This window comes from Acinetobacter sp. AND/436, assembly GCF_049546925.1.
GTDB lineage: Bacteria > Pseudomonadota > Gammaproteobacteria > Pseudomonadales > Moraxellaceae > Acinetobacter > Acinetobacter indicus.
Genome location: NZ_JBMXBO010000011.1, coordinates 75331 through 96070 on the forward strand (window position 1 = coordinate 75331; position 20740 = coordinate 96070).

Below are 20740 nucleotides of genomic sequence, written 5' to 3' on the forward strand. Positions count from 1 at the left end.
CACAAACCTATCTGTAAAGGGTTTTTCAGCGATATAATTTTCAAATGAAGAAGCCTGCACACAAAATCTACCGCACAACCAATTGGCCCGCATATAACCGAGCACTCATGAGTCGCGGAAATATTGCCATTTGGTTTGATCCTGCTACGCAATGGTATGCGCCATCAAAAGGCAAACAAGGGCGAAATCAAACCTACTCCGACGCAGCCATCCAATGCTGCTTAATGATTAAATCCTTATTCCGTCTGTCTTTACGTATGGTCACTGGCTTTGTGCAAAGTCTGATTAAACTTTGCGGATTAAATTGGATAGCTCCAGATTACACCACGCTTTGTAGAAGACAAAAGCATATTGATATTGTAATCAGCTACCAAAAAAGTAGTGATGGGCTGCATCTACTCATGGACTCTACAGGCATGAAGTTTCTAGGTGAGGGCGAATGGAAACGCAAGAAACATGGACCTGAATATCGTCGCCAATGGCGTAAACTTCATATTGGTATAGATGCTAAAACCCTACAAATACGAGCAGTTCAGCTTACAACCAATAATGTGAGTGATTCACAGGTGCTTGGTGATTTACTTAATCAGATTCCACAAGATGAGCAGATTAACTCTGTTTATACCGATGGAGCTTATGACACCAAGCAATGCCGTCAGGTCATTGCAGATCGGCAAGCGCATGCGGTGATTCCACCTAGAAAAAATGCGAAACCATGGAAAGATACAAAGAGTAGCTCGCTAGAGCGAAATGAATTACTTCGAGCAATTAAACGTTTAGGTAGGATACTATGGAAAAAATGGTCAGGCTATCATCGGCGAAGTTTGGTTGAAACTAAGATGCATTGCATCAAATTATTAGGAGATAAACTCAGTGCAAGGAGTTTTGATAGCCAAGTGAATGAGATCCATGCACGTGTAGCAGTCCTTAACAGATTTACGGAATTAGGTCGCCCACTTACCCAAGTTACGCCTTAAATTTGGCTCAATTAGGGGCGCTTTGCATTTCAAATCTTTGTGCAACAAAGCCGCCGGTAATTAAGAATTCTTTGTCGGCTGCGCTGTGCTGGTCAATTTCCGGGTGTTCATTCAGTTCAAACCAGTAGCCGACCTGAGCATCACGGACGGTGGAATGCGCGCTGAAGTATTTGGATTGCAGGTCGTTGTAGTGGCTGAGGTTCTGGTTCAGTTTATCCAGCTGGTTGTTGGAAGAGGCTGTGGCCTGGTCTTCGCCATTTAAATCCTGCATCCAGGCCGGGCTGATCTGCCAGGCTTGTTCCAGGCTCAAGCTGGCATTGTCCTGATTATGGCTGTGCTGGTGTTTGCTTTGCACTGAACCGGCGCCTTCTTCCTGGCTGAGGCTATCTGACTGCCAGCGTTGCAGATGTACGGCAGTGGGTTGCAGGCTGCGCTGGGCAATCAACTGGGTGATGCTATCTAATTGTTCGGTGGCACTGGAGCGATGAAAACGAATGCTGCGGCGGTTTAAGGCACTGTACTGGCTGTTGTCATCAATCAGACGTAGTTTCTGGGCCTGTATCGGGCTACTGGAATGTAAGACCTGTAACTGGGCTTCATCAATCAGCCAGTTAATGCCTTCACTGCGCCAGAGCCGGGTCAAAAAGTCATAGTCGGTTTCATTGGACTGCATGATAAAAGGACGCACATCCAGTTCCTGGGTCAGTCCGGTTAAGTCCAGGGTCAGGCTGGCGGCAAAGAGTGGGCTTTTGTTTTGCCATTCTTTAAACAGAATCTCGCTGACTTCGCGCACGCTTTTATTCATAAACACACGGCTGTTACGGCGTTTATGCCAGAGTGCTGTGGGATCTTCCAAGGTGAGTTTATAGAGGGTGAGAGAGCCATCACTCTGGCCTTGCGCGGCTGCGGTGATAATACCGCTGCTGCGAAATAGCTGGCCCTGGTCAGTGACCTGATCGACGGCAACCTGCGCGCCGATAAACTGTTTTAACGGAATCTGGGCGTTGGTCGAAAGACAGATCAGTTCGGCATGTAAACCGTCATTGAGCTGGTGTTCACCGTCGATGCGCTGTAAAAAAACATCGGCATTTAAGGCAGGCTGAGAAAATTGAATATGGAGGGCACGTTTTTGTGGGCTGAGGCCTAATTTTTCTAGTGCTGCAAATATATTGCTTGGCATCATTGTTCTGTAATAAATAGCTAAAAAAAAGTGTGGCTATTTTATATAAAATAACCACATAAAACATCGCTTCAACCCGGCCGCTTGTTTATCAATATGTAACTATCCGATAAAAAGCCGGCGCAGGTTAAAACGTTCCGACTTATTCTGCGTCCATCATGGCGGCGCTCATACCCACAGTATTAAAGCCAGCATCTACATATAGAATTTCACCGGTAATCCCGTTGGCCCACGGTGAGCACAGGAATAATGCGGCATTGCCCACTTCTTCAATGGTGACATTACGTTTTAATGGAGCAATTTTTTCATTGGCATCTAACATCTTACGGAATGATTTAATTCCTGACGCAGCCAGTGTGCGGATTGGACCGGCAGAAATGGCATTAACACGAATGCCTTCAGCACCCAGGCTAGAGGCTAAATAACGCACCCCTGCTTCAAGCGAAGCTTTGGCCATACCCATTACATTGTAGTTTGGCATTACACGCTCAGAACCCTGATAAGTCAGAGTCAATAAACAGCCTTGACGTGCCTGTAATAATGGTTTGGCAGCACGCGCCATCGCAACAAAGCTGTAGGCGCTGATGTCATGCGCAATTTTAAAACCTTCACGGTCGGTCACATCAGTAAAGTCACCATCTAAGGTATGGGCTGGTGCGAAACCAATTGAATGCACCACGCCATCCAGACCATCCCAATGTTGAGCAAGATCAACAAAGACCTGTTCAATTTCAGCATCTACCGCAACATCACAAGGAAGAACAATTTTAGAACCAAACTGTTCTGCAAATTCATCCACACGTTTTTTCAATTTTTCATTCGGATAGGTAAAAGCCAGCTCTGCACCTTCACGATGTAAAGCCTGAGCAACACCAAATGCAATGGATAATTTACTCGCAATACCCGCGATTAAAAAGCGTTTACCCGCTAATAGTCCTTGTGCCATGTGAATCTCACTCATATTGATTTTGCAGTATCATGCCAATTCTGAGCCAATTCGGAAATTGCATAATGCGCCTTTTTTTCAATTCCTCCGAAGAAAATAAAAATCGCGCAAAGGTTGCGCGATGTTAATGTCGATAAATGCAGGGAAGTTAATCATTGCTTTGCAATAAGCCCAGCAAACGCAGGAAGGAATAATACATCCAGACCAAGGTGGCCAATAAGGCAATGGCACTCAGCCATTCCATGCTTTTCGGTGCGCCTTGTGCCGCGCCGGTTTCAATCAGATCAAAGTCTAAAATCAAGTTTAAAGAGGCAATCACGGCCACAAATGCTGCAAAGCCAATTCCAAGCCAGTTGCTTTCAAACAGATAAGGAATACTCGACTCCAAGGCCAGACTCAGAAAGATTTGCACCACAAACACCATCGCAATCGCAATTGAGGCCGACATCACCACCGCCTTAAACTTTTCAGTGGCGCGAATCACGCGCGTGCGATACAGCACAAACATCACTAGTGTGGTCACAAAAGTAGCCAGCAAGGCCTGTAATGGCACACCCGGAAACTGCAACTGGAAGATCACTGAAATCCCGCCCAGAAAGGCCCCTTCAAACAGTGCATAGGGAATAGCCAGCGTGCGCGCTGTATTCGGCTTAAAGGTGGCCACCAAAGCCAGAATCAGTCCGCCAATGGCACCGACAATTGCGCCGGCATAGGCAATAGAAAGATTGGCGGTCAGGAAACTGTAGAAAAACAGGCCGATGCCCACCACGGCGGCAATTAAAGTCAGCAGGACAGATTTTTGGATTGCTCCCCGCACGCTCATCGGCTGGGCATAATCACTCGACACCTCAACGCGTGTCAGGATCGGGTTATTACTTTGCATGATTTAAGGTACTCCGATCATTGCGGCAAATGGGTTTTGAAATACTCATTGCTCCTATCATAAGCGCGCAGCTGCATCCTGTCTAAATAATCACCAAAAAGATTACATCTTTATAACGGGTAATATCTCTGGATCACATCCGAATAACAGCAAATGAAAAACGATAGAGATAAAAAAAGAGGCCCAAAGCCTCTTCTTAAGCGCTGTGGATACGCTCGTCCCCACAGTGCAAATAGATGGATGATGAACAGATACTTATTTATTCATAATAAAGAAATATTCACGATAGTATTTCAGCTCGGCAATCGAGTCACGGATATCATCCATGGCCAGGTGAGAGGCATTTTTCTTTAAGCCGCTCATGATTTCCGGACGCCAGCGTTTGGCCAGTTCTTTAACAGAAGATACATCCAGATTACGGTAATGGAAGAACTGCTCCAGCTCCGGCATTAACCGGTGTAAAAAGCGTCGGTCCTGACAGATCGAGTTACCGCACATCGGCGAAGTTTTTGGATTGACCCATTTTTTCAGGAATTCCAAGGTTTGCTGCTCGGCATCCTGCGCGCTCAGTTTACTGCGACGTACACGCTCAATTAGCCCCGACTGACCATGCTGACGCGTGTTCCATTCATCCATGGCATTTAAAAGACGATCTGATTGATGCACGGCCAGTACCGGACCTTCCGCCAGAATATTTAAATGATCGTCTGTCACAATGGTGGCAATTTCAATAATCTGATCATTATCGGTATCTAAACCTGTCATTTCCAGGTCAATCCAAATTAAGCGGGTATCAGGCGTGCTGCTCATAAATGTGCAATCTTATTCGTCTTAAAAACGGCTATAGTAGCAAATTTCTGTGTTCTTGGGTGTCATTCTGCCCGTGCTTCATGCTATTTTTGCACTCCAGATTTCATGGTTTTTTAGGATATGAATGGCTTTAATTCGTAAGCGTCGCCTGACTGAACAGCAACAACGCCGCATTCAGAAACAGCAGCAAACCCGGCAGGAAGATATAGACAGCTCCAATGATCTGGAAGGTCTGGTGGTGCAGCATTATGGACGCCAGCTGGAAGTACAAGCCCTCTCCGTGCCGGAGCAGCATCCTGAAAAACCCGTGGTGGCCGAAGGTGAACCTGAACCGTTCTGGAAACCGATTGAACTGGGCAGCATCTGGCGCTGTCATACCCGTACCAATCTGGAATTACTGGTTACCGGTGACCGGGTTAAATGGCAGGCCGATCCAAATACCGGTCTGGGCATTATTAGCGCCATCCATCCGCGCCAGTCTTTGCTCACGCGCCCGGACCGTTACCACAAAGTCAAACCGGTGGCGGCCAATATCTCGCTGATTGTGATTGTGTTTGCACCGCTGCCAGAACCGGCACCGGGTCTGATTGACCGCTATCTGGTGGCCTGTGCCGATGCCAATATTCCGGCGCTGCTGATCCTGAACAAATCCGACCTACTTACCGAAAATGATCCGATTCTGGATTTACTGCAAGAATACCGCAATTTGGGTTATGAAGTGATGCAGACCCAGTCTGATGCAGATCTGACCGAACTGTCCAACCGTTTAAAAAATGAAACTGTGGCCTTTGTCGGTCAGTCTGGCGTGGGTAAAAGTACCCTGATTAATGCCATCGTGCCGGAAGCGGCGCAGAAAACCAATATCATTTCAGAAAACTCGGCCCTGGGTCAGCACACCACCACCTCCACCCGCTTAATTCCGTTTGGTGAAGGTTCGGCGCTCATTGACTCACCGGGCATCCGCGAATTTGGCCTGTGGCATTTGACGACTGAAAAAATCCAGCAGGGTTTTCCGGAAATTGAAAATCTGCTCGGTCACTGTCAATTCCGTAACTGTACCCATAAGCACGAAAAGCAATGTGCCTTGCGTCAGGCGGCGGCAGCGGGTGAGATTTTAACGCGCCGGCTCGACAGTTATTTACGTCTGATTGATGAAGTCAACGAAGCCCAGCAAAAAAATTAGTTTAATTGCAGCCCGACCCTTGAAGCGGTGATTTTGATCACCATATTTATAGGCTATACTCTGTGACAATTTTTGAAATTGTAATTTAGGTGACTTGTGGAACGTTGGTTCGAGTTTATGGGGAATCACCCCTTCTTGTTTGGAACACTGGCAGTTTTGGTGGTTTTATTCTTCATTTTGGAAGGCCAACGTAACGGGCGTAAAATTTCCCCACAATCTTTAGGGATTCTGTTGAAAGCCAAAAATGCCATGCTGATTGATTTACGTGATGCCAAAGACTTCCGTGAAGGCCATATCAGCGGCAGCCGCAACATTCCTTACAGCAAAATTTCAAGCCATATTGAAGAGTTAAAAACCGCTGACCGTCCATTGGTGTTTATCTGCAATTTAGGTCAAATTGCCGGCACTGCCCTGCAACAGGTAGGCCACGCAGATAGCTATCGTCTGGATGGTGGGATCAGTAACTGGAAAGCACAAGGCTTACCTTTAGTAAAAAGCAAATAATCCGCTTGAGGAGATTAGCAATGGCTGAAGTAACGATTTATTCAACAACTGTATGTCCATATTGCGTACGTGCAAAACAGCTTCTTGAGCGTAAAGGCGTTGTCTATAAAGAAATCAATTTATCCAACGAAGCACCAGAAGTCCGCACTGAACTGATGCAGCGCACCAACCATCGTACTGTTCCACAAATTTTTATTAATGAGCAGTTCATTGGTGGTTTCGACCAGCTTTACGCCCTTGAGCGTGAAGGCAAACTCGATGACTTACTGGCGTCATAATTTCAGTTAATTTTCTGTTCATATTTTTAAGGAATAAATAATGAGTGAACAACAACAAGCTCAACCACAATTGGCATTAGAGCGTATTTATACAAAAGATATTTCTTTTGAAGTTCCAGGGGCACAAGTATTTACCAAAGAATGGCAGCCTGAACTGAATATCAATCTGTCGTCTTCTGCAGAAAAGATTGATCCAACCCACTTTGAAGTGTCTTTAAAAGTTGTTGTTCAAGCCAACAATGCCGGTGATACAGCATTTATTGTAGATGTCACTCAAGCAGGTATTTTCCTGATTGATGGCGTAGAAGAAGAACGTCTGCCATATATTCTGGGTGCCTACTGCCCGAACATCCTGTTCCCATTCTTGCGTGAAGCAGTGAATGATATGGTTACCAAAGGCAGCTTCCCGCAATTGCTGTTAACGCCAATCAACTTCGATGCTGAATTTGAAGCCAATATGCAACGCGCACAAGCCGCTGCTGCAGAAGGTCAGGCTTAATTGTATTCAGGCATTTAAGTCCAACACGAAAAAGCCCTGCACTTGCAGGGCTTTTTTATTTGTTCTGACAAGATCAGAAGGCTTCATCCTGCGCCGGATCATGGTGCAAGGCATCATGAATGGCTTCGACCAGCTGCTGGGCAATTTCCTGCTTGGAGGCTTTTTCCAGATCGCGTTTTGGCAGATGATAGCCTTCAGCAAAGAACACCGTCATGGCATTTTCATCAGAGGCAAAGCCGATATCTGCACGGGACACATCATTGCAGGCAATCATATCCAGCTTTTTCGCCACCAGTTTGCCGGCCGCATATTCTTCCACATTGCGCGTTTCAGCGGCAAAGCCGACCATAAACGGACGTTTGTCCTGCTGCGCGATAGTCGCCACAATATCCGGATTCTTGATTAAGGCGATATCCAGTTCATCTCCGGATTTTTTGATTTTGTGTTCTGCAACTTCAGCCACGCGATAATCGGCAACCGCCGCGGTGGCAATAAACACATCACAGCCTTCATCCAGCAACTGCATACTGGTGTCCAGCATCTGCACGGCTGAAGAGACATTAATACGGCGGACCCCGTTTGGTGTATCCAGACTGACTGGCCCGGCAATCAGCGTAACTTTGGCGCCAGCTGCATAGCAGGCTGCTGCCAGGGCAAAGCCCATTTTCCCGGTACTATGATTGGAAATATAACGTACCGGATCAATTGCTTCACGGGTTGGCCCGGCGGTAATCACCACATGCTTGCTGGCCAGTAAGCCAAATTTTTCAGCAATCGCACGCTGCGCTTTATGGAAATAATCGGTGACCTGACGCGCTAGCTCTTCCGGCTCAGGCATACGGCCCAGACCGACATCACCACAGGCTTGTGAGCCGGATTCCGGCATAATCACATGCACGCCATCGTCTACCAGCGTCGCCAGATTGCGCTGCGTAGCTTTGGCCGCCCACATCTGCTGATTCATGGCCGGTGCCACCCAGACCGGGGCACTGGTGGCCAGATATAAAGTCGATAACAAGTCATCTGCCAGACCGGCGGCAAATTTGGCCAGGGTGTCACAGCTGGCCGGTGCAATCAGCACCAGATCGGCCCAGCGTGCCAGTTCAATATGCCCCATGCCGGCCTCGGCTTCCGGGTCCAGCAACTGGGTATGCACCGGATTGCCCGACAACGCCTGAAAGGTCAGCGGTGTAATAAAGGCTTGTGCCCCTTCGGTCATCACCACCCGGACGTTAAAGCCAGCGTCCTTTAAACGGCGAACCAGAATGGCACTTTTGTAGGCGGCAATACCGCCAGTAATACCCACAATAATATTTTTATTAGGAATGACACTTAAATCAAAACTCACGAACAGCTTACCTTTCTGTTGCAGTGGGGCTCACAATAGCATTAAATATTGTCATTCCCAAGACATGTCTGGGCGAAATCCATAACAATTCATCACCAATAAGTCTAATAACAATGAACTTCAGTATTAAACATTGGCCGGAACAGGAGCGTCCGCGTGAACGCCTGATCCAGTACGGCGCGCACAGTCTTTCCGATGCCGAACTGCTGGCTATTTTCCTGCGCTCCGGCTCCCAGCAGTACTCTGCCGTTGAACTGGCCCGTCATTTATTACAGGCCTTTGGCAGCCTGAATGCGGTACTCGATGCCGCCCTGCCCGATTTAAGCCAGTTTCATGGCATGGGTCCAAGTAAATACAGCCAGCTGATGGCGGTCAAGGAATTGGGCCGGCGCTATACCGCCCAGCATTTGCAGCAGGACAAACTGGAACTCAGCTCCTCCCGGCTGCTACTGGACTATTTACGCTTTGAACTGCTCGGTGAAACTCAGGAAGTATTTGCAGTATTGTGCCTGGATGCGCAGCTGCGCAAAATCTGTTTTAAGAAACTGTTTTTTGGCGCACTCAATTCATGTGAAATTTCGATCAACCAGCTGTTACGCTTTGCCATCCAGAAAAACACTACGGCACTGGTGATCAGTCATAACCATCCTCAGGGACAGGCACAGCCCTCACCGACCGATTTGCAATTGACCCAGCGCATCCAGCAGGCCTGCCAGCTGGTCGATATCCGCCTGATTGATCATTGTATTATTGCTCCCGAAGGCAGTTTTTCCTTTGCTGAACATCAACTCATCAAGTCGACATTTTAAGCAGCGCAACATATTGACAAAAACCCGGCCAGCACAGAAGATCATGAAAAACTTAAGCTGATTCCCAGACATGATTGTACGTGACCAACCGAGCGTATTTAGGCTGTTATTTTCCTGGCGAGGTACCATCTTACCGAAGGTGTTACCACCTTTGGGCGTGGTCATGTTGCTGTCGGCGATTGTCGGCGGCCTGTCCTATGTCGGGTATTTTCACTTCTCTGATTTCCCCCTGATCGGCTTTACCTTAATTGGGGTGGTGCTGTCGATTTTCCTTGGCTTTAAAAATTCGGCCTGTTATGACCGCTGGTGGGAAGCCCGCAAACTGTGGGGCATGTTAATTGCCAATGCGCGCCATTTTGACCGCGACTGCCGGATGCTGGCCCAAGGCCGCCGGGAACGGGTGATTCAGCATGTGATTGTGTTTGCCAATGTGTTGCGTGACCGTCTGCGCCATCAAACTGCCAATCCGACTGAACTGGTAGAAACCAGCGGTATGAGCCAGCAGGCCGTAACCCAGCTGTATCAACAGGCCAATGCGCCGCAATATACCCTCAGCCTGATTCAATGGGAACTGATGCAGGCCCTAAAAGAAGGTGAAATTTCCGATATTATTTACAGCCAGATGAACCAGCATGTGATGGAACTCAGCCTGGTGCAAACCGGTTGTGACCGGATTGCCACCACCCCGCTGCCGTTTGCCTATTCGGTATTGCTGAACCGTACCGTGTACTTTTTCTGCTTTATGCTGCCGTTTAGCTTGGGCTCGACGCTGGGGCTGGCGACACCACTATTGGTCGGGATTCTGGCTTATACCTTCTTGGGGTTGGACGCCCTAAGCTCGGAAATTGAAGAGCCATTTGGTACGCAAAGTAATGACTTGCCTTTAGATGCGATGGTGCGCACCATTGAAATCGAATTACTCTCGACTTTGGGGAAACCGACACCACCACCAATTCAGGCACAGGACAATAACCTGCTCTAAAGCAAAAAACCTCAGCCCAGCTGAGGTTTTTTTTGATGCTGAAATACGTTTACGCAGTCAGCGCCGGTGATGGATCGGCAAAACTTTCCCAAATCCCGACCTGCCCCGGTTTCAGGCTGGGAATATTGCCCAGCTTCATCCATGGCATATTTTCACCATGAAAATCGCTACCGACCGAGACTTTTAAGCCATGCTCGGCAATCATCCGGTCCACCATCTGCCGGGTGGAGCTTGGATCAATCGCCGGCGGTAACTCGACGGCATCTCCACCAAATTTGGCGAAAATTTCAATTAGGTAACGGATATTGGTCGCCGACAGGTCATAACGGGTCGGATGCGCCAGCACCGCAAAACCGCCACTGGCATGAATCACCTGGATAGTATCTTCCAAGCCCAAGCCTTCAAATTTCACATAGGCTTTTTTGCCTTCTTTAATGTATTTATCAAAGGCCTGCTGCGGCCGGCTGACATAGCCTTTTTCCACCAGGGTTTTGGCAATATGGGTACGGGTCACCCGATCCGGCACATTATCGACCTTGGCAATCACATCGGCATAAATATCTTCACCAATCAGCGGAATCAGCAGCTCGCAAATCTGTTTGGAGCGCGCAGCACGAATATTTTTTTGCTGGGCCAGTAGTGCCGCCATCGGCGCCGGATTTTGCATATTCAAGGCCACAATATGCACAGCATAGCTTTTTTTGGTCGCCGGACGTGACCACTGGCTGGAAATTTCTACGCCAGATATGAGCTTAATCCCGTGATTTTTCGCCGCTTCCTGAGCCAGTGCAATTCCATCCATGCTGTCATGATCAGTCAATGCCAGCGTATGGATCGACAGTTCAGCTGCTGCAGCAATCAATTGCTGCGGACTTAAAGTTCCATCAGAAATATTGCTATGTGTATGTAAATCTACGCCGTGCATCTCTATACTATGACATTTATTTGATCAGATTTAGATACTCTAACATGAAAGCACTTTTAGACTTTGTGCCACTCATTATTTTCTTTTATTTATATAAAACTGTAGATCCAAAAGATACCCACCATCCTTTGCTGCAAATGATCGGCTCTGCCGGTGGTGTGGATAACAATAACATTCTTGTGGCCACCACTGGTCTGATCATTTCCATGTTAGTGGTGTATGGCGCATTATTTGTCTCTCAAAAATTCCGTTTGGACAAACAGCAGTGGATTGTGCTGTTTATGACCGTGATTTTTGGTGGTATTACCCTAATGCTGAGCGATGACTTCTATATTCGCCTAAAAGCTGTCTTGCTGAATCTGGTCTTTGCTGGCGCCTTCCTGCTGTCACCATGGTTCAGCAAAGATCGCAAGCCGTTAATCCAGCGTCTGTTTGGACCAGTGTTCAATTTAAGCGACAAAGGCTGGATGAAACTGAACTATGCCTGGGTCGGGATGTTTCTGCTAATGTCCTTCCTGCACGGCTTCTTTGCCTATATCTTTATGGGTGGAAAATACTGGGGAGAATTCACTGCTTTTGGTGACATGATTGTGATGTTTTCCTTTATCATTATTCAGTTTATTGTATTGCGTAAATACTTTAAAACTGCCGAATAAATCCTTCAGTCCGCTTGAGCGAGAATACCTTATGCCTTTATTTGTGGTGACCTGTACCGATAACGAAGGAACCGTCGAAAAACGTCTGGCCATTCGTCCGCAACATCTTGAACGTCTGCAACAGCTGGATGATGAAGGCCGTCTGATTGTCGCCGGTGCGATGCCGAAAGATCCGACCAATCCGCAAGCGGGCTTTTATGGCAGTACCATTATTGTCGATTTTGAGTCTCGTGAAGCCCTTGATGCTTGGCTACAAGATGAGCCATTCCTGAAAGCAGGCGTCTATGGCCAGATTGAAGTCAAACCTTTTAATAAAGCATTTCCTAAAGGATAAGCTGCATGCGCGTTGTTGTCCCGAGTCTACTGGGTCTATCCTTCTTCTGTTCTGCACTGTGGGCCGTTGAACCGGCTGCACCCGCTGCTGTAAATACCACGGCTCAAGTCACGCCAGCGGTCGCAACGCCAGCCAAACCGGCGATTATACCGGCTGTGGCCACCACCACAGCGCCGGCAACGGCCAACCAGCCGCTGACCGCTGAGCAGCTAGCCAAGAATAAAGCGGCACAGGAAGCTAAAATCAAGGCGCTGGTCAAAGATCAGGAAAGCCGCCTGCAACAGCTGGAAAAAGCCAATCTGGAAGCACTGGCGCAAAACCAGGAACTGCAGCTGAAAAATGACAATCTGGGTGTACAGGTTCAGGTCTTACAAAGTGAACGTAGCGCACAGATGTTTCTTTACGGCGCTGCCACGCTGGCTGTCGGCGTATTGCTGGGCTTTTTGGTGGCCAGCTATGTGTATACCAAACGTCGCCGTCAGTGGTAATGTTCTGCTTCATTAAAGGTAATCTGGGTTTTGTCTAATCGCATTCAAACCGCCGATCTCGATTGGCAACATATTGAGGGCATTGATGTCCCGGTATCGAAACAGTTTGGGGATGTCTACTTTTCCAAGGACAATGGCCTGCTGGAAACCCGGCATGTGTTTTTAAACGGTAATGACCTGTCCGAGCGTCTGGCAGACCTGCAAGATTATGAATATTTCTGTGTCGGAGAAACCGGCTTCGGCACCGGCCTGAATATTCTGGCCTTATGGCAATTGTGGCAACAGGTGCGTCCTGAGAATCACAGCCATTTACATGCCATTTCGGTGGAGAAATTTCCGCTTTCCAAAGCCGATTTAATTCGCGCCTTAAATGCCTGGCCAGAATTAAAACCTCTGGCCGATCAGCTGATTGCCCAGTACCCATTACCACTGGCCGGCTGTCATCGCCTGTCGTTTCCGGAGCAGCGTTTTTCTATCGACCTTTGGCTCGGTGATGCGCACGATGTCTTTCCGATGATGGCCAAAACCACACAGGTCAATGCCTGGTTTTTAGATGGCTTTGCGCCCTCCTGCAATCCGGATATGTGGGAAGAACAGGTGCTCAATCATATTATTCGCCTGTCAGATGTCGGCACTACCTTCGCTTCCTTTAGTGTAGCCGGGGTGTTAAAGCGAGGTTTAAGACAGCACGGGATTCATATTTCCCGGCCGCGCGGGTTTGGCCATAAACGCGAAATGCTAAAAGGCATCTGGTTAGCGCCAGAAGAACCGCTTAGCCCAGAACGGGAAACTGAACCAGCAACCTCAGTTCCTTCGACCTCTGTACAGCAACGGCATATTGCCATTATTGGTGCCGGTATTGCCGGTTTAAGTCTGGCTTGGGCTTTTGCTCAGCGTGGGCATCAAGTTTCTCTGTATGATCAAAGCGCGCCACTGGCGGGTGGCTCGGGCAATCCACTGGCCCTGCTCAATCCGAAGCTCTGTGCTATTGAACAGAGCCATACCCATTTAATGACCCTGGCCTGGCAACATGCCTTAAATCATTATGCAAAGTTTCAGGCCTTCCGCCCGATTCAGGTCAATCAGCTTGGGCTAAAAAATCCGGAACAGCTGCTGGCACTGGCCGATCAATATCCGCCAGGTATTCTGGAAAAAGATTTAGACGCACAGCTGCGATCAGAATTTCCTGCCCTGCGTCTGCTACAGGCTGGCGCGGTGTCGCCACATCAACTGTGTGCGGAGATTCTGGCGCATGAGCGGATTCAATATCAGCAGGCCAAAATCACTCAGATTCACCCGACAGATCGACCGGAACTGTTCAGTGACAACCAATCTCTGGGCCAGTTTGATCATGTCTTTGTCTGCACAGCCCGTGAATCCGGCCAGTTTTTTGAACATTATCCGCTGTTAAAACCGATTCGGGGTCAGGTCAGCTGGCTGAAGAATACCCAGCAGCCGCTGCGTTTAGATAGCGCCTATAGTTATGGCGGTTACTGTATGCAGCTCGATGCAGAGCAGTTGATTTTAGGCGCGTCTTTTTATCCGGGTCGGGATGATGCCGAAGTCTTACGAGAAGATCATGAACATAATCTGGCGCTGATCCGTAGCGTCTTCCCCGACTATGCGGACACCCTGCCCGATCCACACAACTGGCAAGGCCGCGCGTCGATCCGTGCGCAAAGTCAGGATTATTTCCCGCTGCTCGGGGCGCTTGAACCCGGACAGCAAGTCTATAGCCTGACTGGACTCGGTTCCAAAGGTTTTCTGTTTGCACCGCTATGTAGTGAAATTCTGGCCGCGCAGATTTTAAACGAGGCCTGCCCGGTGCCGATGCAGGTACTGGAAAAACTCAACATCCGCCGTTTTCAAAAGAAAGCCAAAGCCAAGAAACCGTATTTTAAGGCCTAAGCTAAAAACGTTGTATAGATCGAGAATGATGGCCCGGTTTAGTTTGAAAGATCAGGCTTAGTGTGGAAGTCGAGGAGAGCATTTATTTTCTTCATTTTAAATGCTTGATCATGTGAGAGAGTATTCTGATCTTTTTTAGTCAATGATAAACAGTGTTCATAAAAAAGCGCCTGACGGCGCTTTTTGATTATTGCCCTTGAACCAAAGGCAAACCAGCATCACGTGCAGCACGGGTACCGCCCATCAGCACCACATATTCACGTGAGCTGTCCAGCTCTTCTAACAATTCAGCCGCACGCGGCGCTTTGCTGCCACCGCCACATAAGATGTAAATCGGTTGATCCGCTGACACCTGAGTCAAGCTATCTGCTGACAAGTTGGCAATTGGCTGATTGACTGCGCCTTGAATATGCGCTTCAGCATAAGCACTTGCATCACGGACATCCCAGATGATTGCATTTTCTGGGAACTCAAATGTTGTAATTTCTTGCTTACGGATCATTGTGCACTCCTTTGATGTAAACAACACTTGGCAAATGAAGAAAACATCCCTAGCATCTCAGATATTCTTTCCATTTGTAAAGGTCTAAACTATGCCATCTTTCGATATTGTTTCAGAATTAGAAATTTTTGAAGTAAATCATGCAGTTCAGAATACTCAAAAAGAAATCGCAACACGTTTCGATTTCCGTGGTCAAGATGTTTCTATCGAACTGAATGAGAAAGCCAAAGAGATCAAAATCAAAACCGAAAGTGATTTCCAATGTGAGCAAGTATATACCATGCTGGAGAATCATTTTTATAAACGTAAGATTGATGTGCAGGCGCTAGACCCGCAAAAAGCCACGGCCTCAGGTAAAAACGTGATTCAGACGGTGAAGCTCAAAGATGGTCTTGACTCTGATACCGCGAAAAAAATTAATAAAGCCATTAAAGAAAGCGGCATTAAAGTGCAATCTTCTATTCAGGGCGACAAAATCCGTGTGACGGATAAAAAACGCGACACCTTACAGCAAGTGATGGCGTTTTTAAAAGAACAGCAATTTGGCCTGCCACTGCAATTTAACAACTTCAAAGATTAAGCTCTTTGCTCCCGCATAGGAATCGATCATGGCACAAGCGAATCGTTTAGCAAAATTAGTCAAAGCGACAGCAAAATTTCCACAGGTGATTCGCACCACTTTGTGGAGCAAAGCCTTTGGCCGGATCGTGCCTATGGTGGGGACAGCCAAATTAAAATATCTCGAAGTCAGTTCGGCCAAAGTGGTGGTGAAAATTGACAATCATAAAGCCATGCAAAACCATATTGGCCAGGTACATGCCTGTGCTATGGCGCTAATTGCAGAAACTGCCACCGGCTTTGTGACCGGCATGAATGTGCCCGATCACTCGATTGTGTTAATTAAAAGCTTTAAAGTTGATTTTAAACGCCCGACGCAAGGCGCCATGACCGCAGTCGCAACGCTGACAGCAGAACAGCAGCACTTGATGCAACACACCGAAAAAGGTGAAACGCTGGTTGCGGTCGAAGTGACCGATGAATCGGGTGAAGCACCAATTCAATGTGAAATGCTCTGGGCCTGGGTCAGTAAAGATCAGCTTAAAAAAGCCCGTTAACCCGCTTTAAACCATAAAAAAACCCCAGTTTCAGAACTGGGATTTTTGATCTTTGAGTGCACAAATTATACAGCTTACGATTCCAGATACTTCTGCTTCACTTCCTCGGAAATCTGACGCTTGTTGCCTTTGACATCTACCGCGACAAAGGTAAAGACGCCTTCGGTAACGCGTTTTGCTGCACGTGAACTGTCATGGCTGTCCCAGACTTCAATCTGCATCTGAATTGAGGTATTGCCCAGTTTCAGGATTTTGGTATAGCAGCTGATCACATCACCCACTTTCACAGGCACCAGAAAGGTCATCTGGTTAATGGCAATGGTGGCACAGCGACCTTGGGTAAAACGCTCGGCATGAATTGCCCCGGCCAAATCCATCTGCGAAACAATCCAGCCCCCGAACACATCTCCACTCCAGTTGGTATCGGCAGGCATAGCAATGGTTTGAAGAGAGAGCGTCCCTTCCGGTTTTAGTTGAGAATCTGACACATTCGCTCCGGGCGTGATTAAGGGTTTGAAGTTAAGTGCTGATCTAACCACTGTTTCAGTTCGGTCGATCTTAATGCGCCGCTTATTCTAGCAATTTCGGTGGTCTTATTCATCAACACCAGCGTGGGAATACTGCGCACATTAAAAGCACTGCTTAAACGCGGATTTTCTTCAGTATTAATTTTGGCAAAAATTACTTGCGGATATTGCGCCGCAACCTGGGCAAAATGCGGCGCCATCATCTTGCAGGGTCCACACCACTCTGCCCACAGGTCGATCAGGATTGGCAAATCACTGTGCTGGATAAACTGGCTAAAATTCTGCTCATTCAGGTCAATCGGTGCCAGTGGAATTAAAGCCTGATGACATTGTCCGCATGTTGGATGGGCAGTTAGCTTATCCTCCGGAACACGGTTTTTGGCACTACAGGCTGGACAGACAACAATCATTTAGCTTACTCCAATATGCTGATGTAGAAATTCTAATTGAGTCTTGACGGCTTTTTCAAAATATTGGCCATGATAAACATCAAAATGCTGCATATCCCATTCATGATATTGCACATAAGGCGCAATATTGGTGGCTGTTTCACGACTCGATTCAATCGGGATCAGGCTGTCGCGTTTGGCGGCAATAAACAGCACCGGAATATTAATCTGGCGCACATCCTGAATCGGCCGATAACGGATCAGATGAAACAGCGCCCGTGCCGGAATCTCGCCACTCCAGTAAAAATCTGGATGTAAAATCGACAGATAACCTTCATAACTATCCGCCGTCGGTAAGAAACACAGCCCTTTCGGATCAACTACCGGCAAGGTTTTTGGCATTAAGCCGACTTTAGCGCCCATATAATCCTGACTGGAAATTTTTAAGGCACGTGGCAGCTGCTGAATCGGATACAGCTTGGCACTGGCCGCACCATCCACAAATGGCACCTGCACCATCACCGCTTTTAAATGGTTTAACTGCGAAGCCAAAGTTAAAACATAGCCGCCACTTAGCGCTGTACCCCACAGGATAATCCGCCGCCCATCCACCGATTGCCGTTCCTGTACATGTGAAATCATGGTACGCCAGTCATCCAGCTGCCGCGACAACGACACCAGCTCCCGCGGACGCCCGGTACTGCCGCCCCAATAGCGATAATCAAACAGCACCACCGCATAACCGGCGCGGGCAAAGCGTTTGGCATATTGCACCAGCTTGAACTGACGCAGGCCGGCCAGACCATGCGCCATTAAAATCACGGCTGGTTTAGTGGAAGTTTTTGGCAGGTAAAAATCGGCAGCAATGACCTCCTGACCGCTTTTGACATAGAGAGGCTCGACAGTATAGGCATGCATGGCTGCTCCAGTGCGTTGTTTTATGGTTGTAATCGTTTATAAATATTTCAGAACAATCTGCGCGAAAATCTGGCTAGTGGTATTATAGAGCATAATATTCAGATATGGATGATGGAGTGGCATTATGAGTGAGCATGTTGGCTTTGCAGGTCAAATTGGCCCGGAACACGTAACCCAGGTAGTTGAAAAAGGCTTTAAATCAATTATTAACAACCGTCCAGACATGGAAGGTGGCCCGGAACAACCGACCAGCGCACAAATTGAAGATGCAGCGCGTAATGCAGGGTTAGATTATGTCTATCAACCGGTGGTGGCTGGGCAAATCACCGAATTAGACGTCCGCACCTTTGCCAATCACTTTAATGAATTGCCAAAACCGGTTCTGATGTTCTGCCGGACTGGCAACCGCTCAAATAACTTATATCAACTGGCCAAACAAATGGACCTGCTAGATGACTAAGTCGTTGTGGATGGGGATGGTTTTGGCACTCTCAATGACCACGACCTCCCTATGCGTTGCTGCCAGTGATTTTAGCCGTGCGTTAAATGCCAATCTTAGTGTTTCTGGGCAAATGACACCTGAGAAATTTAAGACCTTGCTGCAAGATGGGTTTAAATCGGTGATTGTGAACCGTCCCGATCAGGAAGCAGGCAACACAGTCAAAGTGAACCAATTGCGTGACATCGCCGAGAAATCACGGGTTAGCGTGATTTATCAACCGGTCAGCAGCGGTGCAATTTCCCAGGCCGATGTGCAAGAGTTTGCGAAATACTATAATGAACTACCGAAACCGATTTTAATGGTCTGTCGTAGTGGTTCACGTTCGGCAGCCTTATTTAATCAGGCAAAAAATCAGGGGTTATTGCATGAATAAAATCTGGATCATGCTGATTTGTGCATGTGTATTGGCAGGTTGTAGCTCCATGGATGTCCGCCCAACGGTGGGGGTGAGTGTGGGGACCACACTTTAATATCAAATTTAAAAAACGTGAATGTACAATAGATATTTGAAGTACTCAGCTCGTTAATGAATTGAAGTGTAACTATTTGATAAAAAACCCTCTAAATAAAGGGTTTTTTTATATATTCGATAGTATCTCTCTTTATTTAAATTGCTCCTATGTACGACATTATTATTATTGGTGCAGGCACAGCAGGAATCACTGCTTTTCAAGAAGCCATCAAGCACACACAAAATATTCTTATTATTAATGACGGTTCCTGGGATACGACCTGTGCCCGAGTCGGTTGTATGCCCAGTAAAGTGCTAATTTCTGCTGCACATCGCCTACACGATTTGCAAGAAGCAGATAAAGTTGGTCTCAACATCAAAGCCCAGGTCGATACCACACAGGTGATGCCGCATGTCCGCGCTTTACGTGACCATTTCACCCAGGCCACTTTAAAAGAAGTTGAAAGCTGGGATGCACAACACAAAATTCAAGGCAAGGCAGAGTTTATTGATGCTCAAACCGTACAGGTGAACCAACAGCAATATCAGGCCAAAGCCTTTATTCTGGCTGTCGGCTCTACCCCAACCTATGACGCTGAATGGAAGCAGCAGCTCGGTGAACGACTGATTACCTCAGATCAAATCTTTGAACTAGACGCCATCCCTAAATCTTTAGCCGTGATTGGCAGTGGTGTCATTGCACTGGAGCTGGCTCAAGCCATGCAAAGGTTGGGCTGTGATACGACAATATTCGCACGAAGCCGTCGTGTTGGTGCCCTGACCAGCCCTGATCTGCAACAACTCGCCCAAGATATTCTCAGTAATGAATTAAAGATTAAGTTTGAAGTCTTACCGCAAAACGTGGAAAAGGTAGGCAATCAGGTCAAGCTTGAGTTTAGCGAGCAAGGTCAAACGCAGCACCTTATGGTTGATTATGTACTGGTGGCCACCGGCCGTCGTAGTCATTTAGATTCGCTGAATCTACAACAGATTGACTCTCAGTTCGATAATCTTAAAGAGCTACCGATTGATCCACAAACCAAACAGCTAGGCAATTATCCAATTTTTGTGGTTGGTGATGCACATACCTCTACCCCCATTCAGCATGAAGCAGCCCATGAAGGCCGAGGTGCAGTGCATAACTGCCTTAATTATCCAAAACTGAAGAGTTTAAAAGACTTAACACCGCTGAGTATTGTGTTTAGTCAACCGGAAATGGCAATTGCTGGCCAAAGCTATAAACAGCTTAAAAACAAGAACAGCGACTTTGTGATTGGAAAGGTTTCTTATGAGCGCCAAGGTCGGGCGATGGTTCTGGCTAAAAATAAAGGCGCTGTCGAAATTTATATTGATAAACGTACACGCCAGTTATTAGGCGCAGAACTCTTTGTAAAATCTGCCGAACATTTTGCCCATACTTTTGCTTGGCTGATTGATGAAGGGGTAACGTTAGATGAACTTCTTGCTAAGCCTTTCTATCATCCGACGCTTGAAGAAGGTTTAAGAACGGCTTTAAAACATGCTCGCCGACAGTTGAGAAATCAAGAGGAAGGTTAATCTTCTCTATTTTTCTCATTTCACTGTCATTTTGATTCTACTTATCTTTATTTCTCACACAAATTTCCC

At 47.3% G+C, this 20740-nt stretch carries 25 protein-coding genes and 1 pseudogene; 16 read left to right on the top strand and 10 right to left on the bottom strand.

All coding sequences use genetic code 11. The features are described from left to right. The first annotated feature begins 44 nt into the window (after window positions 1-44). Window positions 45-977 carry an IS5-like element ISAba12 family transposase gene (locus ACPEPR_RS10015; RefSeq protein ID WP_104489470.1) on the top strand — a complete coding sequence of 311 codons (933 nt, stop codon included), beginning with the start codon at window positions 45-47 and terminating at the stop codon, window positions 975-977. A 52-nt stretch (window positions 978-1029) separates the two neighbouring features. Here ACPEPR_RS10015 and ACPEPR_RS10020 read toward each other — a convergent pair. The 4 genes and pseudogenes from ACPEPR_RS10020 to orn all read right to left on the bottom strand — a co-directional run. After that, window positions 1030-2160, bottom strand: a pseudogene (locus ACPEPR_RS10020) (phage late control D family protein); the annotation flags it as partial. Window positions 2161-2299: 139 nt separating this feature from the next. Continuing rightward, window positions 2300-3103: an enoyl-ACP reductase FabI gene (locus ACPEPR_RS10025; protein WP_005182307.1), complete on the bottom strand. Its 804-nt coding sequence runs from the start codon at window positions 3101-3103 to the stop codon at window positions 2300-2302. Window positions 3104-3251: 148 nt separating this feature from the next. Next, window positions 3252-3986 (bottom strand): Bax inhibitor-1/YccA family protein, encoded by a 735-nt coding sequence (locus ACPEPR_RS10030; RefSeq protein ID WP_423562379.1) that lies wholly within the window; start codon window positions 3984-3986, stop codon window positions 3252-3254. Between the two features lie 255 nt (window positions 3987-4241). Further along, window positions 4242-4796: an oligoribonuclease gene (orn, locus tag ACPEPR_RS10035; RefSeq protein WP_423562380.1), complete on the bottom strand. Its 555-nt coding sequence runs from the start codon at window positions 4794-4796 to the stop codon at window positions 4242-4244. A gap of 124 nt (window positions 4797-4920) precedes the next feature. Here orn and rsgA point away from each other — a divergent pair, with 124 nt between their 5' ends. The 4 genes from rsgA (at window position 4921) to secB (ending at window position 7260) form a co-directional block, all read left to right on the top strand. Next, entirely contained in the window at window positions 4921-5979 is a 1059-nt protein-coding gene (gene rsgA, locus ACPEPR_RS10040) for a small ribosomal subunit biogenesis GTPase RsgA (RefSeq protein ID WP_104472792.1), read from the top strand. 96 nt (window positions 5980-6075) lie between these two features. Then, window positions 6076-6483, top strand: coding sequence for a rhodanese-like domain-containing protein (locus ACPEPR_RS10045; protein WP_423562381.1), 408 nt, complete (start codon window positions 6076-6078; stop codon window positions 6481-6483). A gap of 20 nt (window positions 6484-6503) precedes the next feature. Next, window positions 6504-6761, top strand: coding sequence for a glutaredoxin 3 (gene grxC / locus ACPEPR_RS10050; RefSeq protein ID WP_005182284.1), 258 nt, complete (start codon window positions 6504-6506; stop codon window positions 6759-6761). Window positions 6762-6801: 40 nt separating this feature from the next. Continuing rightward, complete coding sequence (secB, locus tag ACPEPR_RS10055; RefSeq protein ID WP_005182282.1) at window positions 6802-7260, top strand: protein-export chaperone SecB; 459 nt, start codon at window positions 6802-6804, stop codon at window positions 7258-7260. 73 nt (window positions 7261-7333) lie between these two features. Here secB and coaBC read toward each other — a convergent pair whose 3' ends face one another. Continuing rightward, window positions 7334-8608 (bottom strand): bifunctional phosphopantothenoylcysteine decarboxylase/phosphopantothenate--cysteine ligase CoaBC, encoded by a 1275-nt coding sequence (coaBC, locus tag ACPEPR_RS10060; RefSeq protein ID WP_005182280.1) that lies wholly within the window; start codon window positions 8606-8608, stop codon window positions 7334-7336. A 113-nt stretch (window positions 8609-8721) separates the two neighbouring features. Between coaBC and radC the strand changes: the two genes are divergently transcribed. Together radC and ACPEPR_RS10070 are read left to right on the top strand one after the other, a co-directional pair. Beyond that, window positions 8722-9417 carry a RadC family protein gene (radC, locus tag ACPEPR_RS10065; protein ID WP_423562382.1) on the top strand — a complete coding sequence of 232 codons (696 nt, stop codon included), beginning with the start codon at window positions 8722-8724 and terminating at the stop codon, window positions 9415-9417. Between the two features lie 70 nt (window positions 9418-9487). Next, a complete protein-coding gene (locus tag ACPEPR_RS10070) occupies window positions 9488-10399 on the top strand; it encodes a bestrophin family protein (RefSeq protein ID WP_005182277.1) in 912 nt (303 codons plus the stop codon). A 49-nt stretch (window positions 10400-10448) separates the two neighbouring features. Here ACPEPR_RS10070 and ACPEPR_RS10075 read toward each other — a convergent pair whose 3' ends face one another. Beyond that, window positions 10449-11324 carry a PHP domain-containing protein gene (locus ACPEPR_RS10075; RefSeq protein WP_286423445.1) on the bottom strand — a complete coding sequence of 292 codons (876 nt, stop codon included), beginning with the start codon at window positions 11322-11324 and terminating at the stop codon, window positions 10449-10451. 44 nt (window positions 11325-11368) lie between these two features. On the opposite strand from ACPEPR_RS10075, the gene ACPEPR_RS10080 reads away from it, so the two are divergent. From ACPEPR_RS10080 to mnmC, 4 genes are read left to right on the top strand one after another with little or no spacing between them, the layout of a single operon-like run. Further along, window positions 11369-11980 (top strand): septation protein IspZ, encoded by a 612-nt coding sequence (locus ACPEPR_RS10080; protein WP_005182273.1) that lies wholly within the window; start codon window positions 11369-11371, stop codon window positions 11978-11980. 31 nt (window positions 11981-12011) lie between these two features. Beyond that, window positions 12012-12314: a YciI family protein gene (locus ACPEPR_RS10085; RefSeq protein ID WP_016659549.1), complete on the top strand. Its 303-nt coding sequence runs from the start codon at window positions 12012-12014 to the stop codon at window positions 12312-12314. A gap of 5 nt (window positions 12315-12319) precedes the next feature. Beyond that, a complete protein-coding gene (locus ACPEPR_RS10090; protein ID WP_005182267.1) occupies window positions 12320-12802 on the top strand; it encodes a hypothetical protein in 483 nt (160 codons plus the stop codon). Between the two features lie 30 nt (window positions 12803-12832). Then, window positions 12833-14710 (top strand): FAD-dependent 5-carboxymethylaminomethyl-2-thiouridine(34) oxidoreductase MnmC, encoded by a 1878-nt coding sequence (gene mnmC / locus ACPEPR_RS10095; protein WP_423562383.1) that lies wholly within the window; start codon window positions 12833-12835, stop codon window positions 14708-14710. A 187-nt stretch (window positions 14711-14897) separates the two neighbouring features. Here the strand turns inward: mnmC and ACPEPR_RS10100 are convergent, their stop codons facing one another. Beyond that, window positions 14898-15212 carry a rhodanese-like domain-containing protein gene (locus ACPEPR_RS10100; RefSeq protein ID WP_005182260.1) on the bottom strand — a complete coding sequence of 105 codons (315 nt, stop codon included), beginning with the start codon at window positions 15210-15212 and terminating at the stop codon, window positions 14898-14900. A 91-nt stretch (window positions 15213-15303) separates the two neighbouring features. Here ACPEPR_RS10100 and ACPEPR_RS10105 point away from each other — a divergent pair, with 91 nt between their 5' ends. Then, on the top strand, window positions 15304-15792 hold the full coding sequence (locus ACPEPR_RS10105) for a YajQ family cyclic di-GMP-binding protein (RefSeq protein WP_005182257.1): 489 nt from the start codon (window positions 15304-15306) through the stop codon (window positions 15790-15792). A 28-nt stretch (window positions 15793-15820) separates the two neighbouring features. After that, on the top strand, window positions 15821-16327 hold the full coding sequence (locus ACPEPR_RS10110; protein WP_016659551.1) for a DUF4442 domain-containing protein: 507 nt from the start codon (window positions 15821-15823) through the stop codon (window positions 16325-16327). A gap of 74 nt (window positions 16328-16401) precedes the next feature. Here the strand turns inward: ACPEPR_RS10110 and ACPEPR_RS10115 are convergent, their stop codons facing one another. The 3 genes from ACPEPR_RS10115 to ACPEPR_RS10125 form a co-directional block, all read right to left on the bottom strand. After that, a complete protein-coding gene (locus tag ACPEPR_RS10115; protein WP_423562386.1) occupies window positions 16402-16761 on the bottom strand; it encodes an acyl-CoA thioesterase in 360 nt (119 codons plus the stop codon). A 71-nt stretch (window positions 16762-16832) separates the two neighbouring features. Beyond that, window positions 16833-17264 (bottom strand): thioredoxin TrxC, encoded by a 432-nt coding sequence (trxC, locus tag ACPEPR_RS10120; RefSeq protein ID WP_016659552.1) that lies wholly within the window; start codon window positions 17262-17264, stop codon window positions 16833-16835. Continuing rightward, window positions 17265-18161, bottom strand: coding sequence for an alpha/beta hydrolase (locus tag ACPEPR_RS10125; RefSeq protein WP_005182237.1), 897 nt, complete (start codon window positions 18159-18161; stop codon window positions 17265-17267). Window positions 18162-18285: 124 nt separating this feature from the next. Here ACPEPR_RS10125 and ACPEPR_RS10130 point away from each other — a divergent pair, with 124 nt between their 5' ends. The 3 genes from ACPEPR_RS10130 (at window position 18286) to ACPEPR_RS10140 (ending at window position 20671) form a co-directional block, all read left to right on the top strand. After that, window positions 18286-18621, top strand: a complete 336-nt coding sequence (locus tag ACPEPR_RS10130) for a TIGR01244 family sulfur transferase (protein ID WP_005182227.1) — start codon at window positions 18286-18288, stop codon at window positions 18619-18621. Continuing rightward, on the top strand, window positions 18614-19036 hold the full coding sequence (locus ACPEPR_RS10135) for a beta-lactamase hydrolase domain-containing protein (protein ID WP_045796347.1): 423 nt from the start codon (window positions 18614-18616) through the stop codon (window positions 19034-19036). Before ACPEPR_RS10130 ends, ACPEPR_RS10135 begins: the two co-directional genes overlap by 8 nt. 246 nt (window positions 19037-19282) lie before the next feature. Then, a complete protein-coding gene (locus ACPEPR_RS10140; protein ID WP_423562384.1) occupies window positions 19283-20671 on the top strand; it encodes a dihydrolipoyl dehydrogenase in 1389 nt (462 codons plus the stop codon). Window positions 20672-20740: the final 69 nt, after the last annotated feature.